This is a genomic window from Serratia sp. PL7, from assembly GCF_945957435.1.
The window spans coordinates 1,602,626-1,626,478 of sequence record NZ_CAMFLB010000001.1 but is presented as its reverse complement, the minus strand read 5'-3'; the positions used below and the strand labels follow the sequence as shown (position 1 = coordinate 1,626,478).

Here is a 23,853-nt window from a genome sequence, read left to right as displayed (position 1 = left end):
CGAACTCTCAGGGTGCAATAAAGACAAGGGCGAGAGTTTATCACAAAGCGGAAAAAAACAGGGCCCGGCATTGCCGGGCCCTGAGGAAAACGCGAAAGTTAATCGCGCGGAATGGCGGTGCCCCAGGTTTTCCAGTCCTTCGGCTCTTCCGGATTCAGCAGGAAGTGCTTGTTCGGCGTCGCTTTCGGCGCCAGCGGAATAGTCGGCGGGGTGGCGAAGGCGATACCGCCGCGAATGAACTGCTGGAAGGTGCCGCTCTTGATCACGCCGCCGGTCAGGCCGAACTGCAGGTTGTAACCCGACGCCAACCAGAACACGCTGTTGTTGCGCACCAGATGCTGGTACTTCTTGCTGATGCGCAGCGCGACGTGCACCCGGTCTGACATGGCGCCGAGGTAGAAACCGGTGATGGTGCCGACCTCTACGCCGCGGAACAGCACCGGCGTGCCGATCTGCAGCGAGCCGGTTTCGGCGGCGTCGAGCACGACGCTCAGGCCGTCGAGATAGCGCGAGTCGGTGATGCTGGCCTGCTGCAGTTCGAAAGTGCGCAGCTCGCGGCCGCGCCCCGGCTCCACGTTGATATAAGGCTGGAGCAGGGTATCGAGGTTGCTGACGCCGGCGGCGGAGATCTCCGGCGACACGATCGAGAAGCGGCTGCCGAGGCGCGCGAAGGTCTGCACGTATTCCGGATACAGCACCGCTTTAGCCAACACTTCGTTGCGCTCCGGCGCCAACTGCAGCGACTCCACCTGGCCGACGTCGATGCCGAGGTAACGCAGCGGCATGCCCGCCGACAGCTTGCTGGCGTCGTAGGTTTTCAGCGTGATTTGGCTGCCCACCGCGCGAGCGGCGGTTTCGCTGGCGTAGAGCACGCGGTTGGCGCCCTTGTTCAGCGTCACGCCCTGTAGATTATCGAAGCTGATGGCGCCTTTCAGCGCGCGGTTGAGCGGGGAGGCCTGCACCGTCAGGCCGCTGCCGTTGAGCTGCACTTTGGCGCCACCTTCGGCCCAGAAGATGCTTTCGCGAGTCAGCAACTTGCGGTATTCCGGGCTGATGTAGACGTCCACCTCAAACTCGTTGGCCTTCGGCCGGACGTTGACGATCTCGCCCACCTGGAATTTGCGGTACAGCACCACCGAGCCGGCCTGCACGTCCGGCAGGCTGGTGGCGCTGAGGGTCAGGGTGGTAGAAGGGGCGTTGCCGACGATGCCTTCCTCGGCTTTTTCGCTGTTGGCGTACAGCGGGTACTGGCCGCCTGGTTCCCCTTTGCTGCCGGGGATAATGCGCACGCCGCCGTCCACCCATTCCTGGGCGCTGGCGCCGAGCACTTCCATGCCGTCTATCCCGAGCTTAACGTCGAGACGGCTGTTGACCACGAATTTGCTGTCTTTATGCAGCAGGCCGCGGTACTGCGCGTCGATGGCGGCGGTGAACACCACGCCGCCGGCGGTCAAGGTGCGGCTCAGGATTTGGCCGACTTTCACGCCGTGCACCACCAGCGGCTGCCCGACGTCAATGCCGTAGCTTTGCGGCGCATTCAGCGTGACGGTCAGCACACCCGGCTGTTGCAACAGCGTTTCGCTGCTGTCCAGCACGTTGAAGCGCTGCTGCGGTTCGCCTTCACCCGGCACCAGTTCCAGCGTGGTGCCGGTCAGCAGTTGGCTGAGCTTGGCGTCGTTGAGGCTGATGCGCGGGCTGCGCATCACGATGCGGGTGCCGCTGCGCATCAGATCGACCACCGAAGGATCGATGGTCAGTTCACCGATGACTTTGCTGTCCTGTTGCAACGTCAGCTTGGTCAGGGTGCCGACCTGCAGTCCCTGGTACATCAGCGGCGTGCGGTTTTCACTCAGGCTGTTGCCGCTCGGCAGATCCAGCAAAATATTGACGCCGCGCTGGCTGTGGGCCAGATCCGGATACAGGGTATAGCTTTGATCGCCCTTGGCCTGCTGGCCATCGGCCGGCGAATCGAAGGCGATGGCGCCGTTGACCAGCGCCGCCAGGCTCTCCATTTGCACCGTGGCGCCGGACAGGCTGAAATCGCCCTTGAAGCCGGAGACATTCCAGAAGCGGCTGTTGCTCTTCACCAGGTTGGCGAAGCGGCGGTCGATCAGCACGTCGATGGTCACGCCCTTGTTGCCTTCGCTGATGGTGTAGTCATACACCTTGCCGACCGGGATTTTACGGTAATAGACCAGCGAGCCGCTGTTGAGCGAACCCAGGTCGTCGGCATGCAGGTGAATCATCAGTTCGCCGGTGTTCAGGCGGTACTTCGGCTGGGTATCGAGCGCGGTGAAGTGGGTTTGCTCCTTGCCGCTGCCGGGCATCATGCCGATATAGTTACCGCCGACCAGCGCATCGAGCCCGGATACCCCGGCCAGCGAGGCCTTGGGCGTCACTAGCCAGAACTGGGTGCCTTCGCGCAGCGAGTCTTCCAGATCGCTTTTGATGCTGGCTTCCACCACGATGCTGCGTAAATCTTTGCTCAGGCTGATTTTTTGCACCGTGCCGACCTCAACGCCCTGGTAGCGCACCGGCGTGCGGCCGGCGACGATGCCTGCCGCTGATTGGAAATCGATGGTGACGGTGGTGCCGCGCTCCTGGAAATTGTTATAGACCAGCCACCCGGCGATCAGCAGGGCGATGAACGGCAGTAACCAGAACGGTGAAATGCGGCGTTTGTTCTTGACCCGCGCTTCAGTCGGTGTAGTCGGCGTTTCCTGTTGCATGTGCATCCCAAATCAATCGGCTATCGAGCCATTCAACGGCAAGAATAGTCAAAATGACCGCCGAGCCAAAGTAAAACGCGGCCGGTCCCATAGTAAAAGATAACAGTTGATCGCGATTTACCAGCGACATCATCAAGGCGATAACGAACAGATCGAGCATCGACCAACGGCCGATCCAGGTGACCAGGCGCAGCAGACGAATGCGCGTTTTCAGGCTGTGCGAGGTTTTGAAGTGGATGCTCAGCAACAGCATGATCAGCACGATCACCTTGGTGAAGGGCACCAGCACGCTGGCGATGAACACGATAGCGGCGATCGGCACGTTGCCGGAGGTGGCCAATGAGACCACGCCGGAGAAAATGGTGTCTTCCAGCCGTGTGCCGTTGGCGTAAATGATGGAAATCGGCAGCAGGTTGGCCGGTATCAGCAGGATCATCGCGGCGATCAGCGCCGCCCAGGTTTTCTGCAGGCTGTAGGGCTGGCGATGGCACATCGGCACATGGCAACGCGGGCAGCGGCCGCGCGCGTCGGGATAGCCGGTATAGTGGCAGGACAGACAAATGTGCAGCGCCGTCGGCGGGCCTTCCGGCTGTTCCTGCGGATAGTAGCGCTCCCACAGCTGCTCCAGGTTGACGTGGATCAGCGTCAGGATGCTCAGTACCGTGAGCGACAGGTAAGCGATCAGCGCGCTGCCGGGCTGGATGTCGGCGTAATCCTGCACTTTGATCGCCGCCACCGCCATGCCGATCAGATAAATGTCCAGCATTACCCACTCTTTGAGCCGCTCCAGCATCAGCAGCACCGGGCGCAGGTTCATGCCGAGCGCATGGCCGACGCGCAGGTACAGCAGCGACAGCACCAGCGTCAGCGGGGCGCCGAGGGTGCAAAACGCCACCATGCTGGCGGTGAGCGGATCGCCCTGGCGGCTCATCTGCCAGATGCCCTCCAGCAAACTGGCGTCGATGCGCGTGCCGAGCAGACGAATGCTGATCAGCGGTTCGGTGAAGGCGAACGGCATCAGCAGCAGCATGGCGATCGCCATGGCGGTCAGACGCGTCATCGACCAGTCGCGGCCGTTCACCACCTTGGCGTTGCAGCGCGGGCAATAGGCGGCCTGATTGCCGCTGAGCGGCGGCAGCACGAACAGCAGGTCGCACTCGCAGCAGCGCTGGTGACGCGCTTTGGAAAGGGGAGCGGTGATCGCGTGTATTTTCATTTTTGACAAGTAGCTGCCCTTGAGCCCGCCGGAAGTGTCAGCGTAGCTGAAAAATAAACCGGCCGCGTCACCGGCGATCGGGCGCCGGACGGTAAAACGAGGTAAACCGGGATTCTGAGCGGCAAACATACCCCGAGCGACGGGGTTTTGTGAAGCAACAGATGATTAACCTTGTGGCTATACGCATTTAATGCTTATTTTATAGGGCCTAAGCTTTGGGCTTCTGGCCATCTTCACTGTTTCAATGGTTAACACATGACAAAAGAACAATTCTACGCGGAATTAAAACGTGACCTGAGCGCGTTGCTCGGCGGGGAAACCAACTTTATCGCGGCGCTGTCCAACGCCAGCGCGTTGCTCAACGAGCGTCTGGATGACGTGAACTGGGTCGGTTTCTATCTGATGGAGGGCGACCAGCTGGTGCTGGGGCCGTTCCAGGGCAAGATTGCCTGCGTGCGCATTCCGGTGGGCAAGGGCGTGTGCGGCACGGCGGTGGCGGAAAATCGCGTGCAGCGCGTCGGTGACGTGCATGCGTTTCCGGGCCATATCGCCTGCGATGCGGCCAGCAACGCGGAAATCGTGCTGCCGCTGGCGGTTGGCGGCCGAGCGATCGGCGTTTTGGATATCGACAGCACGGTTTATCAACGCTTCGACGAACAGGATGAAGTGGGCCTGAAAGCAGTGGTGGCGGGGCTTTGTGAGCAACTGGAACAGTGTGACAGTGCGAAATATGTGACTGTAGCGGCAAGTTGATCGACGGTTAACGTGGCAATTACCGATGGCGTCATTATAATGACGCCTGTTCATGCCTGTGGCTTGTTGGCAATACCGTTGTAATCAGGAAATTTCATGGAAAATCAACCTAAGTTGAACTCTAGTAAAGAAGTCATTGCTTTTCTTGCCGAGCGTTTTCCGCTCTGCTTTAGCGCCGAAGGCGAAGCTCGTCCGCTGAAAATCGGTATTTTTCAGGATTTGGTAGAGCGCGTGCAGGGGGAAGAAAATCTCAGCAAAACGCAATTGCGTTCTGCCCTGCGCCTATATACCTCAAGCTGGCGTTATCTGTACGGTGTCAAGGTTGGCGCACAGCGCGTCGATCTGGACGGCAATCCGTGCGGTGAACTTGAGCAGCAGCATGTCGATCATGCTCGCCAGCAGCTTGAAGAAGCCAAAGCGCGCGTTCAGGCACAGCGTGCCGAACAAAACGCCAAAAAACGTGAAGCCGCCGGCGAATCCGCCGATGCCGCTCCGCGCCGTCCGCGTCCAGCCGGTAAAAAACCCGCTGCACGTCGCGAAGGCGGAGCCGCGCCGGAAAACCGCAAGCCGCGCCCACAAACTCGCCCACAGCCCGCTCGCCAACCTCGTGCAGCCAAAGAGGAAAGCCAGCCGCGTTATGCGCCAGTCACGGATATCTCTAAACTGCAAATTGGCCAGGAAATCAAAGTCAGAGCAGGCAAGAGCGCGATGGATGCTACCGTACTCGAAATCGCTAAAGATGGCGTACGTGTGCAGCTCTCTTCCGGTCTGGCGATGATTGTGCGCGCAGAACACTTGCAGTTCTGATACGGAGGCCAACCCAGGCATGAACAAATTCGTCAGATTAACAGCGATTGCAGGGCTGCTGTGGGCGGGTGTCAGTTACGGCGCGGAAACAGCCAACATCCGCATCGGCCAACTGCCCCAACTGCAACAGGAACCCCAGCACGCTACGGTGAGTGAGCGCGTCACCTCGCGCTTCACTCGCTCTCATTACCGCCAGTTCGCCCTCGATGCGGAGTTTTCAGGCAAGATCTTCGATCGCTACCTGAACATGCTGGACTACAACCATAACGTGCTGCTGGCCTCCGACGTGGCGCAGTTCGCCGGCAAACGCAATCAGGTTGGCGAAGAGCTGAAAACCGGCAAGCTGGACACCTTCTACGCGCTGTTCAATCTGGCGCAGAAACGCCGCTTTGAGCGTTACACCTATGCGTTGTCGTTGCTGGACAAGCCGATGAACTTCACCGGCAACGGCACTATCGATCTCGACCGCAGCAAAGCGCCGTGGCCGAAAGACAAGGCCGAGCTGGATAGCCTGTGGGATGCGAAAGTCACGTATGACGAGCTGAACCTCAAGCTGACCGGCAAGACCGACAAAGAAATCCGCGACACGCTGACCAAGCGTTATCAGTTCGCCATCAAGCGCCTGACGCAAAGCAACAGTGAAGACGTCTTCCAGCTGGCGATGAATGCCTTTGCGCATGAAATCGACCCGCACACCAACTATCTGTCGCCGCGCAACACCGAGCAGTTCAACACCGAGATGAGCCTGTCGCTGGAAGGCATCGGCGCGGTGCTGCAGATGGATGACGACTACACCCTGATCAACTCGATGGTGCCGGGCGGACCGGCGGCGAAGAGCAAGGCGATCACCGTAGGCGATCGCATCGTCGGCGTCGGCCAGGCCGGCAAACCGATGGTGGACGTGATCGGCTGGCGTCTGGACGACGTGGTGTCGTTGATCAAAGGGCCGAAGGGCAGCAAGGTGCGTCTGGAAGTCCTGCCGGCCGGCAAGGGCACCAAAACCCGCGTGGTCACCTTGACCCGCGAGCGTATCCGCCTGGAAGACCGCGCGGTGAAAATGACCATCAAGACCGTCGGCAAAGAGAAGGTGGCGGTGTTCGACATCCCTGGCTTCTACGTCGGTCTGACCGATGACGTGAAAGTGCAGCTGCAGAAGATGGCTAAGCAGAACGTCAAGAGCGTGATCATCGATCTGCGCACCAACGGCGGCGGCGCGCTGACTGAAGCGGTGTCGCTGTCCGGCCTGTTCATTCCGAGCGGCCCGGTGGTGCAGGTGCGCGATAACAACGGCAAAGTGCGTGAAGACGCCGACACCGACGGCGTGACCTACTACAAAGGCCCGCTGGTGGTGCTGGTCGATCGCTTCAGCGCCTCCGCCTCCGAGATCTTCGCGGCGGCGATGCAGGATTACGGCCGTGCGCTGATCGTCGGCGAACCGACCTTCGGTAAAGGCACCGTGCAGCAGTACCGTTCGCTGAACCGCATCTACGACCAGATGCTGCGCCCTGAGTGGCCGGCGCTTGGCTCGGTACAGTACACCATTCAGAAGTTCTACCGCGTCAATGGCGGCAGTACCCAGCGCAAGGGCGTGACGCCGGACATTCTGATGCCGACCGGCGTCGATCCGGCGGAAACCGGCGAAGCGTTTGAAGACAACGCCATGCCGTGGGACAGCATCAATGCGGCGACCTACAGCAAGACCGGCGATATGACGCCGTTCGAGCCGGAACTGCTGAAAGATCACCAGCAGCGCATTGCGCAAAATCCAGAGTTCCAGTACATCGCGCAGGATATTGCGCATTACAAGGCGCTGAAGGATAAACGCAACATCGTGTCCCTCAATCTGGCGGTGCGCGAGAAAGAGAACCACGATGACGACGCGACCCGTCTGAAACGCATCAACGAGCGTCTGGAACGCGCGGGCAAGAAGCCGCTGAAATCGCTCGACGATCTGCCGAAGGATTACCAGGAACCGGATCCGTACCTGGATGAATCCGTGCATATCGCGCTGGACCTGGCTCATCTGGAAAAAGATCAGCCCGCTCAGCAGCCAACGCCGGCCAAATAAGGCCGCCTACGGCAGGATGAAAAACGCACCCTCGGGTGCGTTTTTTTATGGCGACGCGAAAGCCGGCTTCCCAGCAGGGTGAAGGGAGGTGGGCTGATGCATCGCCTGACAAATTTAGGGTAAAAAACCCTACGCCTTACGCAACAATCGTTTACAATTTGCCAAATCCCGGTCGCGTGCCGTTTTTGTAAAGTTTCGTATTTTTAGTAGGTTAATGACGCGCGACTCTTGAAACTGTGACGAATGCCCATACGATCTAGGGTATCTTAGACAGCGTTTTGTTAACATTTATGAGGAAGTAAACAATTTATGATGCGTATAGCTCTGTTCCTGCTCACCAACCTGGCGGTGATGTTGGTTTTCGGGCTGGTGCTCAGCCTGACAGGAATCCAATCCAGTAGCGTTCAGGGCCTGATGATCATGGCCGGTCTGTTCGGCTTCGGCGGCGCTTTCGTGTCGTTGCTGATGTCCAAGTGGATGGCGCTGCGCTCCGTCGGCGGGGAAGTGATTGAACAACCGCGTAACGAAACAGAAAACTGGCTGCTGGAAACGGTACGCCGTCAGTCGCAGCAGGCGGGCATCGCCATGCCGCAGGTCGCTATCTACCACGCGCCGGACATCAACGCCTTCGCTACCGGCGCACGCCGCGACGCCTCGCTGGTCGCCGTCAGCACCGGCCTGCTGCAGAGCATGAGCCGCGACGAAGCGGAAGCGGTCATCGCGCACGAAATCAGCCACGTCGCCAACGGCGATATGGTGACCATGACCCTGATTCAGGGCATCGTGAACACCTTTGTCATCTTCATTTCACGCCTGATCGCGCAGGTCGCCGCCGGTTTCCTCGGCAACCGCGACGGTGATGGCGAAGGGGAAGGCAACGGCAACCCGATGATTTACTTCGCCGTGTCGATGGTGCTGGAACTGGTGTTCGGCATCCTGGCGAGCATCATCACCATGTGGTTCTCGCGTCACCGCGAGTTCTATGCCGACGCAGGCTCTGCCAAACTGGTAGGCCGCGAGAAGATGATCGCCGCCTTGCAGCGCCTGAAAACCAGCTACGAACCGCAGGAAGCGGGCAGCATGATGGCGTTCTGCATCAACGGCAAATCCAAGTCGTTCAGCGAGCTGTTCATGTCGCACCCGCCGCTCGACAAGCGTATCGAAGCGCTGCGTTCCGGCCAGTACCTGAAGTAATCGGCTGAATGAAAGGAAAAACCCCGGCTTGCCGGGGTTTTTTTATGGCATGCCTGAACCGCTTTTTCAGCGGCGGCGGATTCAGCAATGAAATTCGGCGATGAATGGGGTAAAGCGCTTTACCAGAATTTACGGGCGTTAACGCGGTGCAGCAGCGTCCGAAGTCCCTGAAGCCCACCTGCAAACAGCGTCTTTCGGCCTCTCGGTTTGGGCCGGCACGGTGCCAGTCCACCCGGTGAGAGGGCAAGCCGCATCGGGCTCGGTCACGACCGCCTGTTTGGCTTTGGATGCGCATGTTATATGCTTTGGCGCAATGACATTTTTCCCTGAGGCCCTATGAAAATCAACCACCTTCCCTTACTCAACGGTAATGAGGTGTCGGCGCGCCTGGCCGAGTTGGCTGGCGGTGTCGCCGATGCGGTTGCGGAATTGTTGAACCGGCATGATGACGATGATGAACCGCCGGCTATTCGCTGGCATTCAGGCGATCTGCGCCTGCCGGCGTTTTTCCCCGACGAGCACGACGGCCACGATTACGATTACCTGATCGTGGACGGCGATGTGATCGTGGAGGGATGCCTGGCGGTGTCACCGCAGCGAGAGGACGGCGGCATTGTCGTGCTGGGGCGGCTGCAGGCGGATACGCTGATTTGCTGGGGCGGACTGGTCGTGCGTGACGATGTCCGCATACGCCATGCCTATTGCAGCTCAGGAAACGACGGCGCGTTCGTGGTGGGGGGAGACCTGACCGCGCTCACCCTGGTAGAAACGGGGGAGTTTATCCATGTCCATGGCGACCTCGACGCGCGATGTCTCGCTTCGTTGCAGAACTTCGTTCAGGTTGACGGAGAGACGCGCTGTGACTGTCGAATCGACAGCGCGCAGTCCGAAGATCTGATAAAGCGCATGTTCACCCCCGGCCTACTGAAAGCCTTCGAGGGGATGGATCACGACGGCCAACGCATTGTTGGCTGGTATCCGGATGACGACGCCTATTTAGCCTGTTTACGACAAGGCCGAAGCCCCTTGAGGCACGGAGACTAACGCCTGGCCTGCAATGCTCACGGCATTGCATCCGACGCGGTCCGGCTCAGGCCGGCCGTCAGTGCTGGCCCCATCGGTTTTACAATCGATGGGAGCCCGGCTCGTTTATGCCCGCTATTTCACCTCGCGGCTCGGCTGCGCCGCTTGCGCCGTCGATTGGGTGATGCGCAGGCTGCTGACGGCCGCCGCCAGGGTGGCGAACACCCCAGCCAGGATCAGTGAAGCGTGGGTGCCGGATGTGGGGAACAGGTTGAACATCAGCGCCACCAGCGCAGCCCCCGAGGTTTGCCCCAGCAGGCGCGCGGTGCCCAGCATGCCGCTGGCGCCGCCGCTGCGGTTGCGCGGCGCGGCGGAGATGATGGTGTGGTTGTTGGGCGACTGGAACAGGCCGAAACCGGCGCCGCACAGTATCATGCGCCAGATGATGTCCATATTCGACGGCGCCGCCGGCAGCAGCGCCAGAGAGAACAGTCCGAGCGCGAACACCGCCAGCCCAATGCAGCCCAGCAGGCCGGCGTGCACGCGCTCCACCAGCCGGCCGGCGATCGGCGCCATCACCACGATCGCCAGCGGCCACGGCGTCAGCAGTAGCCCGGTCGCCACCTCGTCGCGGCCCAATGCACTTTGCAGGAAGAACGGCAACGACACCATCGCCAGCATTTGCGCGGCGAACGAACAGATTGAGGTGCCCATCGACAGGGCGAAGATCGGGATGCGCAGCAGGTCGACGGGCAGCAGAGGGAATTCCTGGCGTAACTGACGGCGCACGAACACCGCGCCAATCGCCAGCAGCGCGGCGATCTCGCTGAAGATCAGCGTCAGGCTCTGGCCCTGGGCGAAGCCGCTGATGGCGGTGATCAGCAGGCCGAAGGTCAGCGCGTTCAGCACGGCGCTGGTGGGATCGAAACGGCGGTTATCGCTTTTTTGGCCGTTGGCCGGCAGGAATTTCATCCCCAGCAGCAGCGCGACGATGCCGATCGGCAGGTTGATGGCGAACAGCCATTGCCAGGATGCGACCGACAGGATAGCGGCCGCCACCGTCGGCCCGGCCGCCGAGGAGCAGGCGACGATCAGCGAGTTGATGCCCATGCCGCGGCCGAGAAAACGCTGCGGGTAGATGATGCGGATCAGCGCGGTGTTGACGCTCATGATAGCGGCGGCGCCAAAGCCTTGCAGCACGCGGGCGATGGTCAGCGTGAGCAGCGAGTCGGACAGGGCGCAGAACAGTGAGGTGATGCTGAACACCAGCAACCCGGCCTGGTAGATACGGCGGTAGCCGACCAGATCGCCGAGCGACGCCAGCGACAGCAGAGAGACGGTGATCGCCAACTGATAGGCGTTGACCACCCAGATGGAACTGGCCGGGCTGGCGTTGAGAGCGCGAGCGATGGTGGGCAGCGCCACGTTGGCTATCGCGCCGTCGAGCACGGATACGGTAATGCCGAGGGCGATGGCGAGGATCGCCCCATAGCGTTGCGGGACGGGGAGGCCGTCGGAACAAGGACGCATGTTGGTCTCAGCGGTATTTATTCAGGGGAGTATTATCATGCTAATCATATTCGCCTGTGATTGCATGCCCCTTGTCCGCTTAATTGTAAACGGCGGTGAGCGGGCCAACGGTTATCCATTTGGCTTCAATTGCTTAGCGCTCAGCTGCGTTGCGCGCTGCGATCTGTTCCGATTATACTGAAACCCTTGTTTAAATTTCCTGAAACAAAACCGTTAAGTAGGGTATGCACCATGGCTAACGCAGATTCAGACAAGCAACCGGATGCCGTCTCATCCGTGATGAAAGTGTTCGGCATTTTGCAGGCGCTCGGCGATGAGCGCGAGATTGGCATTACCGAACTGTCCCAGCGGGTGATGATGTCTAAAAGCACTGTCTACCGTTTTCTGCAGACCATGAAAGCGCTGGGCTACGTTTCACAGGAGGGCGAGACGGAAAAGTATGCGCTGACGCTCAAGCTGTTCGAGCTAGGCGCCAAATCGTTGCAGAACGTCGATCTGATCCGCAGCGCCGACGTGCAGATGCGCGAATTGTCGAATCTTACCCGCGAGACCATCCACCTCGGCGCTCTGGACGAAGATGGCATCGTCTACATCCACAAGATCGACGCGATGTATAACCTGCGTATGTATTCGCGCATCGGTCGCCGCAACCCGCTGCACAGCACCGCCATCGGTAAAGTGCTGCTGGCCTGGCGCGAGCGGGATGAGGTGGCGCAGATCCTGTCGCAGATTGAGTTTACCCGCAGCACCGAACATACGTTGGCCAGCGCCGCCGAACTGTTGCCGGTGCTGGATCGGGTTCGAGCGCAGGGATACGGCGAAGATGCCGAAGAGCAAGAAGCGGGGATCCGCTGCATCGCGGTACCGGTCTTTGACAGGTTCGGGGTAGCGATCGCCGGGCTGAGCATCTCTTTCCCGACGCTGCGCTTTTCCGAAGCGGCGCGGGAGGAGTATGTGGCGTTGCTGCACGTCGCCGCCCGACGCATTTCCGAACAGCAGGGCTATCACGACTACCCGTTCTGACCCTTCGCTTCGAAGAACAAGGCGCCGCCATGGCAGCGCCTTGTTGCTATTTTGCGCCCGGCGTCAGCCGCTGAGCAATCCGCTCCAGTACTAACATCAGCAACAGCGTGGCCGCCACCAGGATCATGGTCAGCGTCGCGCCGTTGGCGATGCTGCCGCGATCGGTCAGGCTAAAAATGGTGACCGGCAGCGTTGCCCAACTCGGCGGGTAGATCATCATGGTCGCGCCCAGCTCCCCCATCGACAGCGACAGGCTGAGCGCGAAGGCGGAGATCATATAGGGGGCGATCATCGGTAGGGTGACGTGGCGCAGGCGAAACAGCGGCGACGCGCCCAGGCTGGCGGCGACGTTCTCGTAGTCGCCAGGTAGCCGGGTTAGCCCGGCCATCACGTTGCCGAAGGTAAAGGCGGAAATCAGCACGAAGTGAGCGGCGGGCACGATCAGGAAGGTGCCGTTCATCTGCAGCGGCCCCTGGCTGAACGCCACCAGCATCCCCAAACCGATAGAGACCGAAGGCACCGCGCTGGGAATGAAAAACAGCGTGCCCAGCAGCTGTCGGCCGCGTTCAGGCACGTGGCGCAGCGCCAGCGCCGCCCAGGTACCGCACAGCAGCGCGAACAGGCTGGCGCTGAAACCGATAGCCAGGCTGGCGACCAGCGCGTCCCAGGAGGCGCCGCTGAACGCTTGGCGGAAGTGGTTGAGGGTGAAACCGCTCGGCAGCACGCCGTTCCACTGCTCACTGAGGCTGGACATCAGGATCACCGCCAGCGGCAGGCAGAAGAACAGGGCGAACAGCGTGATCGTCAACGTGCAGGTCAGGGTGCGTCCGGTGCGGGACCAAATCAACATTGTCAGTTCCTCAGCCCGGCGCGCGCCGCGGCGTAGCGGTAAAGGGAGAACAGCCCGAGCGACAGCGCGATATTCACGACGGCGATCGTGCAGGCGACGGCGTAATCCGACTCCAGAATCGCTTTGGAGTAGACCATCATCGGCAGCGTGGTGACGCCCTTGGCGCCGATAAACAGCACGATGCCGAACTCATTGGTGGTCAACAACAGGCACAGGCTGCCGCCGGCCAGCAAGGCCGGCAGCGCGGCCGGCAAAATCACCTGGCGCACCACGCGCCCCGGCCGGGCGCCGAGGATGCTGGCGGCCTCGAGCTGGCTGCGATCGATCTGCGACAATGCCGCCATCAGCGGGCGCATCACCAGCGGCGTAAATACGGTGATTTCCGCCAGGATCACCCCCCAGATGGAGTAAAGAAAGTCTACCGGCGGCAGGGTGAAACCGAAGGTCGCCATCAGCGTGCCGTTCAGCAGGCCGGCGGAGCCGTAGATAAAGGTGAAGGCCAGCGTGATCAGGAAGGTCGGCATGGCGATAAAGGTATCGATCACCCGGGCGATCGGTCGGCTGCCGGGGAACGGCGTGAACACCAGCAGCAGCGACAGCAGGGTGCCGAGCACCAGGCAGCCCAGCGTCGCCAGCAGCGCAATCTGCAGCGTGTTGAGCAGGGCGCCGACAAAGCGGCGGGATTCGAACACCTGTTGCAGCGCGGCGGCGCTGAACAGCCCCTGATCGTCGGTAAATGCCTGTTTGACGATCAGCGCCAACGGGTAGAAAAACAGCGTCGCCAGCACCAGCAGCGGCAGCAGGATCCACAGGCGGCGCGGGAAACGCAGCCGCAGGGCCGGGCGAATAAGCGTAGAGTCGATCATGTCAGTCCTCGATCAGTACCGCATCGTCGGGGGCGAAATAGAGCGGCACGCGTTCGCCGATCTGCGGCATCCGGCTACGATGGGTGGTGACCACGCGCAGAGGATGGCCTTGAACGTCGAACTGCAGGTGCGTCAGTTCCCCCTGCCAGTGAATATCGCGCAGCGTGCCGATGAGGTTGTTGCTGCGCTGGGCGTCGGCATCGAGCGCAATATGCTGCGGCCGGATGCACAGCAGCTTGTCGAAGCCGCGTTGTGCGCCGTAGGTGAAACAGCCGATCACTTTGCCGGCGCAGCTGACGGTGGTCATGCCTTGCCCGGTAGTGGTCTCCAGCGCGGTGGCCGGCAGCAGGTTGGCGCGGCCGAGGAACTCGGCGGCGAAGCGGTTCGTGGGATGATGGTAAAGCGCGCGGGTCTCGCCGTGGGCGATCAGGTGGCCGTCGCGCATGATGCCGATCTTGTCCGCCAGCGTCAGCGCTTCGCCCTGATCGTGGGTGACGTACAGGATGGTCAGGTCAGGCAGTTCGCGGTGCAGGCGGGCGATCTCTTCCACCATGCTGTGGCGAATTTGCGCGTCCAACGCCGACAGCGGCTCATCCAGTAACAGCACTTTGGGGCGCACCGCGATGGCGCGGGCGATAGCCACCCGCTGCTGCTGGCCGCCGGAAAGCTGGCTGGGATAGCGCTTGGCGTAGGCGGACATGCCGACGATGGCCAGCGCTTCTTCGACGCGCTCGGCGGTGAGGCCGCGCGGCTTGCCTTGCGCGCGCAGGCCGAACGCCACATTGTCTTCGACGCGCATATGCGGAAACAGCGCGTAGTTCTGTACCACCATGCCCAGGCCGCGCTCATAAGGCGGCACGTCGGTGACATCGACGTCACCGATGGCAATACGCCCGGCGGACGGCTGCACGAATCCGGCAATGGCCCGCAGCACGGTGGTTTTGCCCGAGCCTGAGGGGCCGATCAGCGCCAGCACTTCGCCGGGGGCGATGGTGAGCGTCAGGGGTTTCAGCACCTCGGTGCCGCGATACGACACGCTGACGCGGTCGAGCTGAATGCCCGACGGCCCGGCGATGTCCTGGCTGCGATCCCGCGCCTCGGCGCGGGAAGAGAGGGTAGAAGGCATCGTCAGCGTCATTCGGTCACCTGGTGCCAGCGGGAGATATCGGCGGACAGGCTGCTCACCACCTGATTCCAGTCCGGCGCCCAGATGTCCACGCCTTTCAGCGCCGCCTGCGACTGCTTGAAGTTATCGTCGGTCGGGGTGACGTCCTTACGCACCGGCATACCGTAGGAAATGGCGCTGACGCTGCTTTGCGCTTCTTTGCTCAGCAGGAAGTCGATCAGCTTTTTGCCGTTGGCGCTTTGCGGCGCGCCTTGCACCAGGCCGACATAGTAAGGCAGCACCAGCGTGCTGCGCTTGCCGTCCGGCCCGGCCGGCCAGAACACCTTCACGTTCGGGTTGCTGCGCATCTGCGCCAGGTTCATCTGCAGATCGCCGTTGGCCACCAGCAGCTCCCCTTTATTGACCAGCGCGGTCAGCTTGCCGGTGGAGGCCGAAGGGCCGACGTTGTTGCTTTGCAGCTTGCCGAGGTAGTCGAAACCGGCGTCTTTGCTGCCGAAGCTGTGGAACGCCTGCAGCATCACCGCGGTGCCGTCACCCGCCTGGCCCGGCGTGGAGTACTGCAGCTTGTTGCGGAACTGCGCGTCCAGCAGCTGTTGGTAGCTGGCGGGCGCCTGCGGCAGCAGTTTGGCGTTATAGATGAAGCTCAGGTAGTTGTTCACCAGCGGCACGAACTGCGGCTGGGCGTTGGCGATCTGCGCCGCATCCTGCGGGGTGAAGTCCTGCAGCAGTTTTTCCGCGGCGGCGCGCTGGATGAACGGTGGCAGCGTCACCAGCACGTCGGCCTGCGGGTTGCTGCGCTCTTTCGACAGCCGCTCGACGATGGCGCCGGAACCGCCTTCGACGTACTGCACCTTGACCCCGGTTGCCTGAGTGAAGGCGTCAAACTGGGTTTGATACCAGCTGTGATCGCCGTCGTGCAGGCCATCGGCGGAGTAGACGGTCACCACCGCATCGGCGGCCCAGGCCGGCGCGGAGCCGAGTGCGATGGCGGTCATCACGACCAGACGAGAAAGTTTCATAGCTTCAGCCTCACTGTTGCGGGTTAATGCGAAACTGGTATACACCAGATATGCGGCCAAGCTAATCGGCGAATATGACAAACAAATGAAAGCGGCAAAATATATTTACCGGCAACGGGGATTGGGCGTGGGAGAGAAAAGGGGGCGGCAGGCGCAGCCCCGATATTCAGGAGATTAAAGCGTATCGACCTCGATGCGCAGGCTGTCGTGGCGCCAGTATTCGATATCGAAATCGAGAATGCGGCCGTGCTGATCGTAATTCAAGCGGCGCAGCAATAAGGCGGGCAGGCCGACCATGGCGCCGAGCGCGTTGGCGGCGCGGTAAGGCAGGGCGGTCGGGTAGAACGACAGGTGCATGTTGCTGTAAATCAAATCGTAATGCTGCTGATAAACCTCGGTCAAGCTGCCGTTGAGATCGTGGCGGAGCAGTTCCGGCACCCGCTGCGGCAGGCAGTGGTTCTCGCAATAGCAGATGGCGCGGCCGTCGGCATAGCGCACGCGGCGCAGCAGATACACCTGATCGAACGGCTCGAGCGCCAGCGGCTGCATCACGTCGAGCGGCACCGTGGTTTTTTCGCCGGACAGCAGCGCGGTACGCGGCGTGCGCCCTTGCTCCTGGCAGAGGCGGTGGAAGTTGGTGTTCTGCGTCGGATCCAGCCACAGCCGTTCCGGCGTGACGAACCAGCCGCGGCGATCGGCGCGGTAGATGGCGCCGGTGGCTTCCAGCTGCGCCAGGCTCTCGCGAATGGTAACGCGGGTGGTGGAGAAGATGGCGCACAGCTCGCGCTCCGAAGGCAGCTTGTCGCCCGCCTGCAGCGCGCCGCGGGTGATGCGCGCCTGAAGCTGATCCTTGATCTGCAGGTAGTGGGGCATATCGCCCTGATGTTCTTTCATTTCATCTCGCTATGGCATCGGCCTGGCATTCCGGCCCGCTTATTATACATAGCCAGATGAATTTTTTGTTTCACCGCGCTTTGTCGTTTGACCGGGGAAGGAATTTGCCGCCACAATGCCTGCAATCTGGTATAGACCAAATAGGTGAATGACATGTCCGATCGTAACTACCTGCTGTTGACCCCCGGTCCGCTGACCACATCGAAAACGGTGAAAGAGGCGATGCTGTATGACAGCTGCACCTGGGATGAAGATTACAACCTGGGCGTGGTGCAGCGCATCCGCCAACGGTTGGTGGCGCTGGCGACGCCGTCCGCCGGTTACACCTCGGTGCTGCTGCAGGGCAGCGGCAGTTTTGCGGTGGAAGGCGTGTTGGGCACGGTCATCGGCCCGCAGGACAAGCTGCTGATCGTCAACAACGGCGCCTATGGGGCGCGAATGATCGAAATGGCGCGGCTGATGGATATTGACCACCACGCTTTCGACTGCGGCGAGGTCAATGAGCCGGACGTGGCGGCGATGGAGGCGGTGCTGAAAAGCGATGCGCGCATCAGCCATATCGCCATGGTGCACTGTGAAACCACCACCGGCATGCTCAACCCGCTGCAGAAGGTCGCCGGTCTGGCGGCGCGCAACGGTAAAACCTTTATCGTTGACGCCATGAGCAGCTTCGGCGGCATTCCGTTGGATGTGGACGCGCTGGGCATCGATTTTCTGATCAGCTCCGCCAACAAATGCATTCAGGGCGTGCCGGGCTTCGCTTTCGTCATCGCCCGCCGCAGCGAGCTGGAGAAATGCGCCGGCCGTTCGCGCTCGCTGTCGCTGGATCTGTATGCCCAGTGGCGCTGTATGGAAGACCAGGCCGGCAAATGGCGCTTTACGTCGCCGACCCACACCGTGCTGGCCTTCGCGCAGGCGCTGAAAGAGCTGGAACACGAGGGCGGTATTGCCGCGCGCCACCACCGCTATCAGACCAATCAGCGTCGGCTGGTGGCGGGCATGCGTGAACTGGGCTTTGAGACCCTGCTGGACGATGCGCTGCACTCGCCGATCATCACCGCGTTCTATTCGCCGAAGGCCGACACTTACCGCTTCGCCGAGTTTTATCAGCGCCTGAAGCAGCAAGGCTTCGTGATTTATCCCGGCAAAGTGTCGCAGAGCGACTGTTTCCGCATCGGCAACATCGGGGAAATTTATCCGCAGGATATCGAACGTTTGCTGGCGGCCGTCGGGCAGGCGATGTACTGGAATCAATAAGGATTGACCATGAAACAGATCAACGCAGTGATCCTCGACTGGGCCGGCACCACGGTGGACTTCGGCTCCTTTGCGCCAACGCAGATTTTTGTCGAGGCGTTCAAGCAAACCTTCGATATCGACATCAGCCTGGCGGAGGCGCGCATTCCGATGGGGCTCGGCAAATGGCAGCACATCGAGGCGCTGGGCAAACTGCCGGCGGTTGACGCGCGCTGGCGGCAGAAGCTGGGCCGCTCGATGAGCCACCAGGATATCGACGCGCTGTATCAGGCGTTTATGCCGCTGCAAATCGCCAAAGTGATCGACTTTGCCGATCCCATCGAGGGCGTGCCGCAGGTGATTGCCGGGCTGCGCGAACAGGGCATAAAAATCGGTTCCTGCTCCGGTTATCCGCGCGCGGTGATGGAGGTGCTGGCGCCGGCCGCCGCGCAGCGCGGCTATGCGCCGGATTATTGGGTCGCCACCGACGATCTTGCGGCCGGCGGCCGACCGGGGCCGTGGATGGCGTTGCAGAACGTCATCGCGCTGGGCATCGATGCGGTGGCGCACTGCGTGAAGGTCGATGACGCGGTGCCGGGCATTGCCGAAGGGCTGAACGCCGGGATGTGGAGCGTCGGGCTGGCGCTGTCCGGCAACGAGTTCGGCGCTACCTGGTCGGAGTACCGTCAAATGGCGGCAGGGGAAATAGAGCAGCGCCGCACGGCGGCCGCCGATAAGCTGTACGCGGCGGGCGCGCATTATGTGATAGACACGCTGGCGCAATTACCGGATGTGATCGCCGATATCAACCGGCGGCTGGCGAACGGCGAGCGGCCGTAACGACCGAACGCGGGGCATAAAAAAACCGGGGATAATCCCCGGTTTTTTCGATCTGAGAGGGCGTTAGCTGTGAGCCAATTCGACTTCGTCTTCGCTGTCCATCACGGCTTTGTCGGTTTGCTTCATCAGCTGGCTGGTGATGGTGCCTGCCGCCATGGAGCCGTTGACGTTTAGCGCGGTACGGCCCATGTCGATCAGTGGTTCGACCGAGATCAGCAGCGCGACCAGCGTCACCGGCAGGCCCATCGCCGGCAGTACGATCAGCGCGGCGAAGGTGGCGCCGCCGCCCACGCCCGCCACACCGGCGGAGCTGATGGTGACGATGCCAACCAGGGTGGCGATCCACACCGGATCCAGCGGGTTGATGCCGACGGTCGGCGCAACCATCACCGCCAGCATCGCCGGGTAGAGACCCGCACAGCCGTTCTGGCCGATGGTGGCGCCGAACGACGCCGAGAAGCTGGCGATGGATTCCGGCACGCCCAGACGACGGGTCTGCGCTTCCACGTTCAATGGAATGCTGGCGGCGCTGGAGCGGCTGGTGAAGGCGAAGGTGATCACCGGCCACACCTTGCGGAAGAACTTCATCGGGTTAACGCCGGTGAAGGCCAGCAGCACAGCGTGCACCACGAACATGATGGCCAGGCCGATGTACGAGGCCACCACGAAGCTGCCGAGCTTGACGATGTCGTGAATGTTGGAACCGGCGACCACTTTGGTCATCAGCGCCAGCACGCCGTACGGCGTCAGCTTCATGACCAGACGCACCAGCTTCATCACCCAGGCCTGCAGGGTGTCGATAGCCACCAGCACGCGCTCGCCTTTCGGCTTGTCGTCTTTCAGCAGCTGCAGCGACGCCACGCCGAGGAAGGTGGCGAAAATCACCACGCTAATGATCGACGTCGGGCTGGCGCCGGTCAGATCGGCGAACGGGTTTTTCGGGATGAACGACAGCACCATCTGCGGCACGGTCAGATCGGCCAGTTTACCCACGTAGTTGGTCTGGATCGCCGTCAGGCGCGCGCTTTCCTGTGCGCCCTGCACCAGGCCTTCGGCGGTCAGGCCGAACAGGTTGGTGACCAGCACGCCCACCAGCGCCGAGATCAGCGTAGTGAACAGCAGCGTGCCGATAGTCAGGACGCTGATTTTGCCCAGAGAAGAGGCGTTATGCAGTTTGGCGACCGCGCTCAGGATTGAGGCGAACACCAGCGGCATGACGATCATTTGCAGCAGTTGCACATAGCCGTTGCCGACGATGTTGAACCAGCTGATGGATTCTTTCAGTACCGGGTTGTCGGCGCCGTACACCAGCTGCAGGCCCAGACCGAATACTACGCCGACCACCAGGCCGACCAGCACTTTTTTCGCCAGGCTCCATTGCTTGTGGCGGGTTTGCGCCAGCAGCAAAAGAAGCGCGACAAACACCAGCACGTTAATCACGAGCGGAAGATTCATCCCCAATGTCTCCAATAATCTTTCTTATAAAAACGACTACGCATCACGTATGTCGCGATGTAAATATCGTAACAGTTTGCTGAGTGGCCTACTTATATCCAAATGGAATTTGATATAGCTTTTTGTGTATTTTTGTTTGTTTTATATACATCAAGATGATGGATTGGGCGTATTTTTGTGATCAGAGTCTGATATTTCTGATTTGCTCGACATAGGATTGCACCGGCAGGGTGAAATCGCCTTGCCAGCAGATGGCAAACGCCACCAGGCACAGACACAGTACGCGCTCCAGCTGGTTGCCTTTTTGCGAGTTGAGCAGGGGCAGGCGAAAACGCCAGCGGCACGGCCACAGCAGCGGCACGCCGGCGGGCGTGAGCATGTCGGCCAGCAGATGGCTGAAGTAACCGATGATCATGGCGTGCAGCGCGTCGGCCGGGATCGGCCAGCTACGCGGCACGTCCAGCTGAAACAGCGCCATGCCGCCGGCGATCGCCAGCAGGCTGTGGGTGAAACCGCGGTGGCCGAAGGCGCGGGCGATGGGCAGGGCGATCCAGCGCAGGCGCTGGCCCAGTACCGACTTGGGGTGATCGATGTCCGGCAGCAGCGAGGTGAGCAGCGCGGCGGGTATGATGTGCCACCAGTCGCCGGTAGCCAGCTCTGGCGTCACTTCCGCCTTCTTGGCGAAGATCGCGCAAGCGACAGAGAAAATGAGATGTCCTTCCGCGGTCATGCTGTTGCGATTCCGGCTGGTAAACTGTTAATTTATCCAGTATATGGGAAAATTCCCAGTAGTGGAAGCAGTTACCCTGTAACCAATTGTTTATTTTTCCCTGTTTTACAACGGCTTGTTACGGTGCTGCGTAACAAATCATCGATTTTGACTGGCGAGAACAAAAAGCGGGCGATGGGCGATGCATGAAGATGAGAAAAAAGACGGTGGCTTGGCGTGTGGCGGGAGGAAGCGGCGGCCTTGAACCGCGCTGCGTGGCAGTGACAACGCGCCGTGGGCCGTCGCTTTCCCTGCCACCCAGCATAATAACAACAGCATGCCGATTCAATAATAATGAAACGATGTTTCGTTTGTTTTGAGGCACGGATCCCTTTTATGGCGCAGAGCGGAAAGCCAGGGCGCCGATGGCCGGCGCCGCAGGTCAGGCAAAGTGGGCGGGAGTGAGCTGTTCCAGGGTCTCCAGCTTGTGGTCCGCCAGCGCCCAGCGCGGATCGTGACGGTATTCGGCCGCCGGGATGACGATGGAACGCATGCGTGCGGCCTTGGTGGCGATCATGCCGTTAAAGGAGTCTTCCAGCGTGATGCAGCGCAGCGGATCGCTGCCCAGGCGCTCGGCGGCGATCAGGTAGACCTCAGGGTGTGGTTTGCTGTACGGCAGGTATTCGGCGGAAACCAGCTGATCGAAGTAACCTTCAAGATCGAACATCTTCAGCACCTGCTGTTGCATGTGCAGCGGCGAGGCGGAGGCGAGGCCAATGTTCAGCCCCTGGCTGCGGCACAGCTCCAGCGCCTGCTGAACGCCCGGCAGCAGCGGGCGCGTCTCGTGCACCAGCTCGATGGCGCGCTCGATAATCCGCGCCGACACCTCATCGAGCGAAACCCCTTGCCACGGCATCGCCTGGTACCACATCTTCACCACCAGATCGATGCGCAACCCCAGCGTGTCCGGCAGCTTGTGACGGTCAGACAGATCCAAACCCAGCGCGCCGAAGATATCCAGCTCGGCCTGCAGCCACAGCGGTTCCGAGTCGATCAACAAGCCGTCCATATCAAAAATTGCGGTTTCAATGCGTTGCGAATAAGCCATTAACGGTTAACTCCTGCCGGCGCGGGTGAATGTGCCCGACACTTTATCATCGCAGGTGACGAGACTAAAACCTTTGCCTGCGCGTTTGGCTTTTGCCAAAACGCAGGATATTCCACGCCTCGCGCAATTTTAGCCACCAGCGCTGATGTTGACGCTCGGTGACCTGTTGCAACATGCGTGCGTAGTCCAGCACCAAACCCGGCGTCCAGGTCATGCTTTCGCCGCGGCTGCGCAGTACCGCCAGCATCCACAGATTGGGATCCAACACCAGCAACAGAAAGCGGCGCCACAGGTGTTTATCGCCCAGCACGCCTTCCAACGCGCTGTCGAGCGCGCCGATGACCGTGGTGGAGCAGTTGCGTCGGGTCAGATTGTAGGTGGCGTCTTGCCGATAACGCAGCCAGAATGCGCGCAGCGCCGCCGGGTTATAGCGGTAGAATTGAATTTTCTTGTCCGGTGGGCACCAGGCGGCGATCTCACCCGGCAGGTCGGGCAGGAAACGCCCGTCGACGTTGTTCTGCTCGCCGGCATGCAACAACTGGCGGAAATCCTGAACGGAATGGCTGATGTCGTTGAGCGGGTAGTGACTGATATACACATCCGGCGCGAGCGCCAGGGCGGCATGACCGGTGGAGATATTGCCGCCGCCGTCGACCGCCGCGATGTATCGGTCGACGATGTAACGTCGGCGTGGATCTTTAGCCGCACCAATCGGTGTCCAGACGTACACCGTGAGTGGCGCAGTCTCATCCTCCGGGTGCGGTGGCTGCCGCGCGGGGTGCTGATTCAGAGAGAAGCTTGTCAGTCTCCGGGCGATACGCAATAAGGCCCAGCCGGAAAGCACCATCATCACGCCGAGGCAAAAGGGCACCGTCATCCGATGCGGCGCCGGCCAGCCGACAAAAATCATCAACGAAAGCAGGATCTCGCCGCCGCCCGCCAGCGCCACGCCTTTCCATCGACTGTGTTGAATCACCGTGGAGGAGGCGATGCGCACGGCGCCGTCAAGCAGCAGCGCGCTGCCAAACACCACGGTGGCGACGATGTTATCGTCTGCGGGCACGTCCAGCATTAAAAAGGCCATAAACACGAAACCCAATCCCTTCAGCAACACCGGCCTGCTGGCCGAAGAGCCGATCACCAGCGCAGCGGATATCGCCACCAGCCCCTCCAGCGCCAGGATGACCGCCAGCGCATCCAGCGCCAGCACCGACCGGCCATCCTGCAGTATGTCGAACAACATCAGCGCCCCTGCGGCTATCCACAGCCAACCGAACAGCACCAGCAGGCGGCGCTGGCCGTGCAGCGCCTGGGCGCCCAGCAATAAGATAATCAGTCGAATCATGGCGGCCTCTGTCCGAATGGATAACGTTACCCCTTCAATGATAGTGTGCCGGCGCCGTTAAG

Annotated in this window: 20 protein-coding genes; 8 read left to right on the top strand and 12 right to left on the bottom strand. The window is 61.0% G+C overall.

What is annotated here, in order from left to right:
• Positions 1 to 98: 98 nt before the first annotated feature.
• Together N6G83_RS07710 and yebS are read right to left on the bottom strand one after the other, a co-directional pair.
• The gene (locus N6G83_RS07710; protein ID WP_025302585.1) at positions 99 to 2,729 is read right to left on the bottom strand and encodes a PqiB family protein; all 2,631 of its coding nucleotides are present in this window, start codon (positions 2,727 to 2,729) and stop codon (positions 99 to 101) included.
• The gene (yebS, locus tag N6G83_RS07705) at positions 2,698 to 3,945 is read right to left on the bottom strand and encodes a membrane integrity lipid transport subunit YebS (RefSeq protein ID WP_025302586.1); all 1,248 of its coding nucleotides are present in this window, start codon (positions 3,943 to 3,945) and stop codon (positions 2,698 to 2,700) included. Before yebS ends, N6G83_RS07710 begins: the two co-directional genes overlap by 32 nt.
• A gap of 255 nt (positions 3,946 to 4,200) precedes the next feature.
• Between yebS and N6G83_RS07700 the strand changes: the two genes are divergently transcribed.
• From N6G83_RS07700 to N6G83_RS07680, 5 genes are all read left to right on the top strand, one after another.
• Positions 4,201 to 4,698, top strand: a complete 498-nt coding sequence (locus tag N6G83_RS07700) for a GAF domain-containing protein (RefSeq protein WP_025302587.1) — start codon at positions 4,201 to 4,203, stop codon at positions 4,696 to 4,698.
• A 96-nt stretch (positions 4,699 to 4,794) separates the two neighbouring features.
• Positions 4,795 to 5,505 (top strand): RNA chaperone ProQ, encoded by a 711-nt coding sequence (gene proQ / locus N6G83_RS07695; protein WP_004931497.1) that lies wholly within the window; start codon positions 4,795 to 4,797, stop codon positions 5,503 to 5,505.
• Between the two features lie 19 nt (positions 5,506 to 5,524).
• A complete protein-coding gene (gene prc / locus N6G83_RS07690) occupies positions 5,525 to 7,573 on the top strand; it encodes a carboxy terminal-processing peptidase (protein WP_016927999.1) in 2,049 nt (682 codons plus the stop codon).
• A gap of 309 nt (positions 7,574 to 7,882) precedes the next feature.
• Positions 7,883 to 8,767, top strand: coding sequence for a protease HtpX (gene htpX, locus N6G83_RS07685; RefSeq protein WP_016927998.1), 885 nt, complete (start codon positions 7,883 to 7,885; stop codon positions 8,765 to 8,767).
• 336 nt (positions 8,768 to 9,103) lie between these two features.
• Positions 9,104 to 9,811: a hypothetical protein gene (locus N6G83_RS07680; RefSeq protein WP_127146151.1), complete on the top strand. Its 708-nt coding sequence runs from the start codon at positions 9,104 to 9,106 to the stop codon at positions 9,809 to 9,811.
• Between the two features lie 114 nt (positions 9,812 to 9,925).
• Here N6G83_RS07680 and N6G83_RS07675 read toward each other — a convergent pair whose 3' ends face one another.
• Positions 9,926 to 11,320, bottom strand: coding sequence for an MFS transporter (locus N6G83_RS07675; protein ID WP_127146150.1), 1,395 nt, complete (start codon positions 11,318 to 11,320; stop codon positions 9,926 to 9,928).
• 231 nt (positions 11,321 to 11,551) lie between these two features.
• Here N6G83_RS07675 and kdgR point away from each other — a divergent pair, with 231 nt between their 5' ends.
• The gene (gene kdgR / locus N6G83_RS07670; RefSeq protein WP_025302591.1) at positions 11,552 to 12,343 is read left to right on the top strand and encodes a DNA-binding transcriptional regulator KdgR; all 792 of its coding nucleotides are present in this window, start codon (positions 11,552 to 11,554) and stop codon (positions 12,341 to 12,343) included.
• A gap of 46 nt (positions 12,344 to 12,389) precedes the next feature.
• Here the strand turns inward: kdgR and N6G83_RS07665 are convergent, their stop codons facing one another.
• The 5 genes from N6G83_RS07665 to phnR all read right to left on the bottom strand — a co-directional run bounded on the left by N6G83_RS07665 (position 12,390) and on the right by phnR (position 17,098).
• A complete protein-coding gene (locus N6G83_RS07665) occupies positions 12,390 to 13,193 on the bottom strand; it encodes an ABC transporter permease (RefSeq protein ID WP_025302592.1) in 804 nt (267 codons plus the stop codon).
• A 2-nt stretch (positions 13,194 to 13,195) separates the two neighbouring features.
• Positions 13,196 to 14,059: a 2-aminoethylphosphonate ABC transporter permease subunit gene (gene phnU, locus N6G83_RS07660; protein ID WP_049295462.1), complete on the bottom strand. Its 864-nt coding sequence runs from the start codon at positions 14,057 to 14,059 to the stop codon at positions 13,196 to 13,198.
• 1 nt (position 14,060) lies between these two features.
• Positions 14,061 to 15,191 (bottom strand): 2-aminoethylphosphonate ABC transport system ATP-binding subunit PhnT, encoded by a 1,131-nt coding sequence (gene phnT / locus N6G83_RS07655; protein ID WP_373276030.1) that lies wholly within the window; start codon positions 15,189 to 15,191, stop codon positions 14,061 to 14,063.
• Positions 15,192 to 15,193: 2 nt separating this feature from the next.
• Positions 15,194 to 16,204, bottom strand: coding sequence for a 2-aminoethylphosphonate ABC transporter substrate-binding protein (locus tag N6G83_RS07650; protein WP_049205185.1), 1,011 nt, complete (start codon positions 16,202 to 16,204; stop codon positions 15,194 to 15,196).
• A 174-nt stretch (positions 16,205 to 16,378) separates the two neighbouring features.
• Entirely contained in the window at positions 16,379 to 17,098 is a 720-nt protein-coding gene (gene phnR, locus N6G83_RS07645) for a phosphonate utilization transcriptional regulator PhnR (protein WP_033633223.1), read from the bottom strand.
• A gap of 153 nt (positions 17,099 to 17,251) precedes the next feature.
• On the opposite strand from phnR, the gene phnW reads away from it, so the two are divergent.
• Together phnW and phnX are read left to right on the top strand one after the other, a co-directional pair.
• Positions 17,252 to 18,355: a 2-aminoethylphosphonate--pyruvate transaminase gene (phnW, locus tag N6G83_RS07640; RefSeq protein WP_025302596.1), complete on the top strand. Its 1,104-nt coding sequence runs from the start codon at positions 17,252 to 17,254 to the stop codon at positions 18,353 to 18,355.
• 9 nt (positions 18,356 to 18,364) lie between these two features.
• The gene (gene phnX / locus N6G83_RS07635; RefSeq protein WP_025302597.1) at positions 18,365 to 19,174 is read left to right on the top strand and encodes a phosphonoacetaldehyde hydrolase; all 810 of its coding nucleotides are present in this window, start codon (positions 18,365 to 18,367) and stop codon (positions 19,172 to 19,174) included.
• Positions 19,175 to 19,237: 63 nt separating this feature from the next.
• Here the strand turns inward: phnX and N6G83_RS07630 are convergent, their stop codons facing one another.
• The 4 genes from N6G83_RS07630 to N6G83_RS07615 form a co-directional block, all read right to left on the bottom strand.
• Positions 19,238 to 20,629, bottom strand: a complete 1,392-nt coding sequence (locus N6G83_RS07630) for an L-cystine transporter (RefSeq protein WP_043143361.1) — start codon at positions 20,627 to 20,629, stop codon at positions 19,238 to 19,240.
• Positions 20,630 to 20,810: 181 nt separating this feature from the next.
• The gene (locus tag N6G83_RS07625; protein ID WP_004931456.1) at positions 20,811 to 21,359 is read right to left on the bottom strand and encodes a metal-dependent hydrolase; all 549 of its coding nucleotides are present in this window, start codon (positions 21,357 to 21,359) and stop codon (positions 20,811 to 20,813) included.
• 421 nt (positions 21,360 to 21,780) lie between these two features.
• Positions 21,781 to 22,446, bottom strand: a complete 666-nt coding sequence (hxpB, locus tag N6G83_RS07620) for a hexitol phosphatase HxpB (RefSeq protein ID WP_043143363.1) — start codon at positions 22,444 to 22,446, stop codon at positions 21,781 to 21,783.
• 64 nt (positions 22,447 to 22,510) lie between these two features.
• Entirely contained in the window at positions 22,511 to 23,791 is a 1,281-nt protein-coding gene (locus N6G83_RS07615; protein WP_025302600.1) for an HdeD family acid-resistance protein, read from the bottom strand.
• Positions 23,792 to 23,853 lie beyond the last annotated feature (62 nt).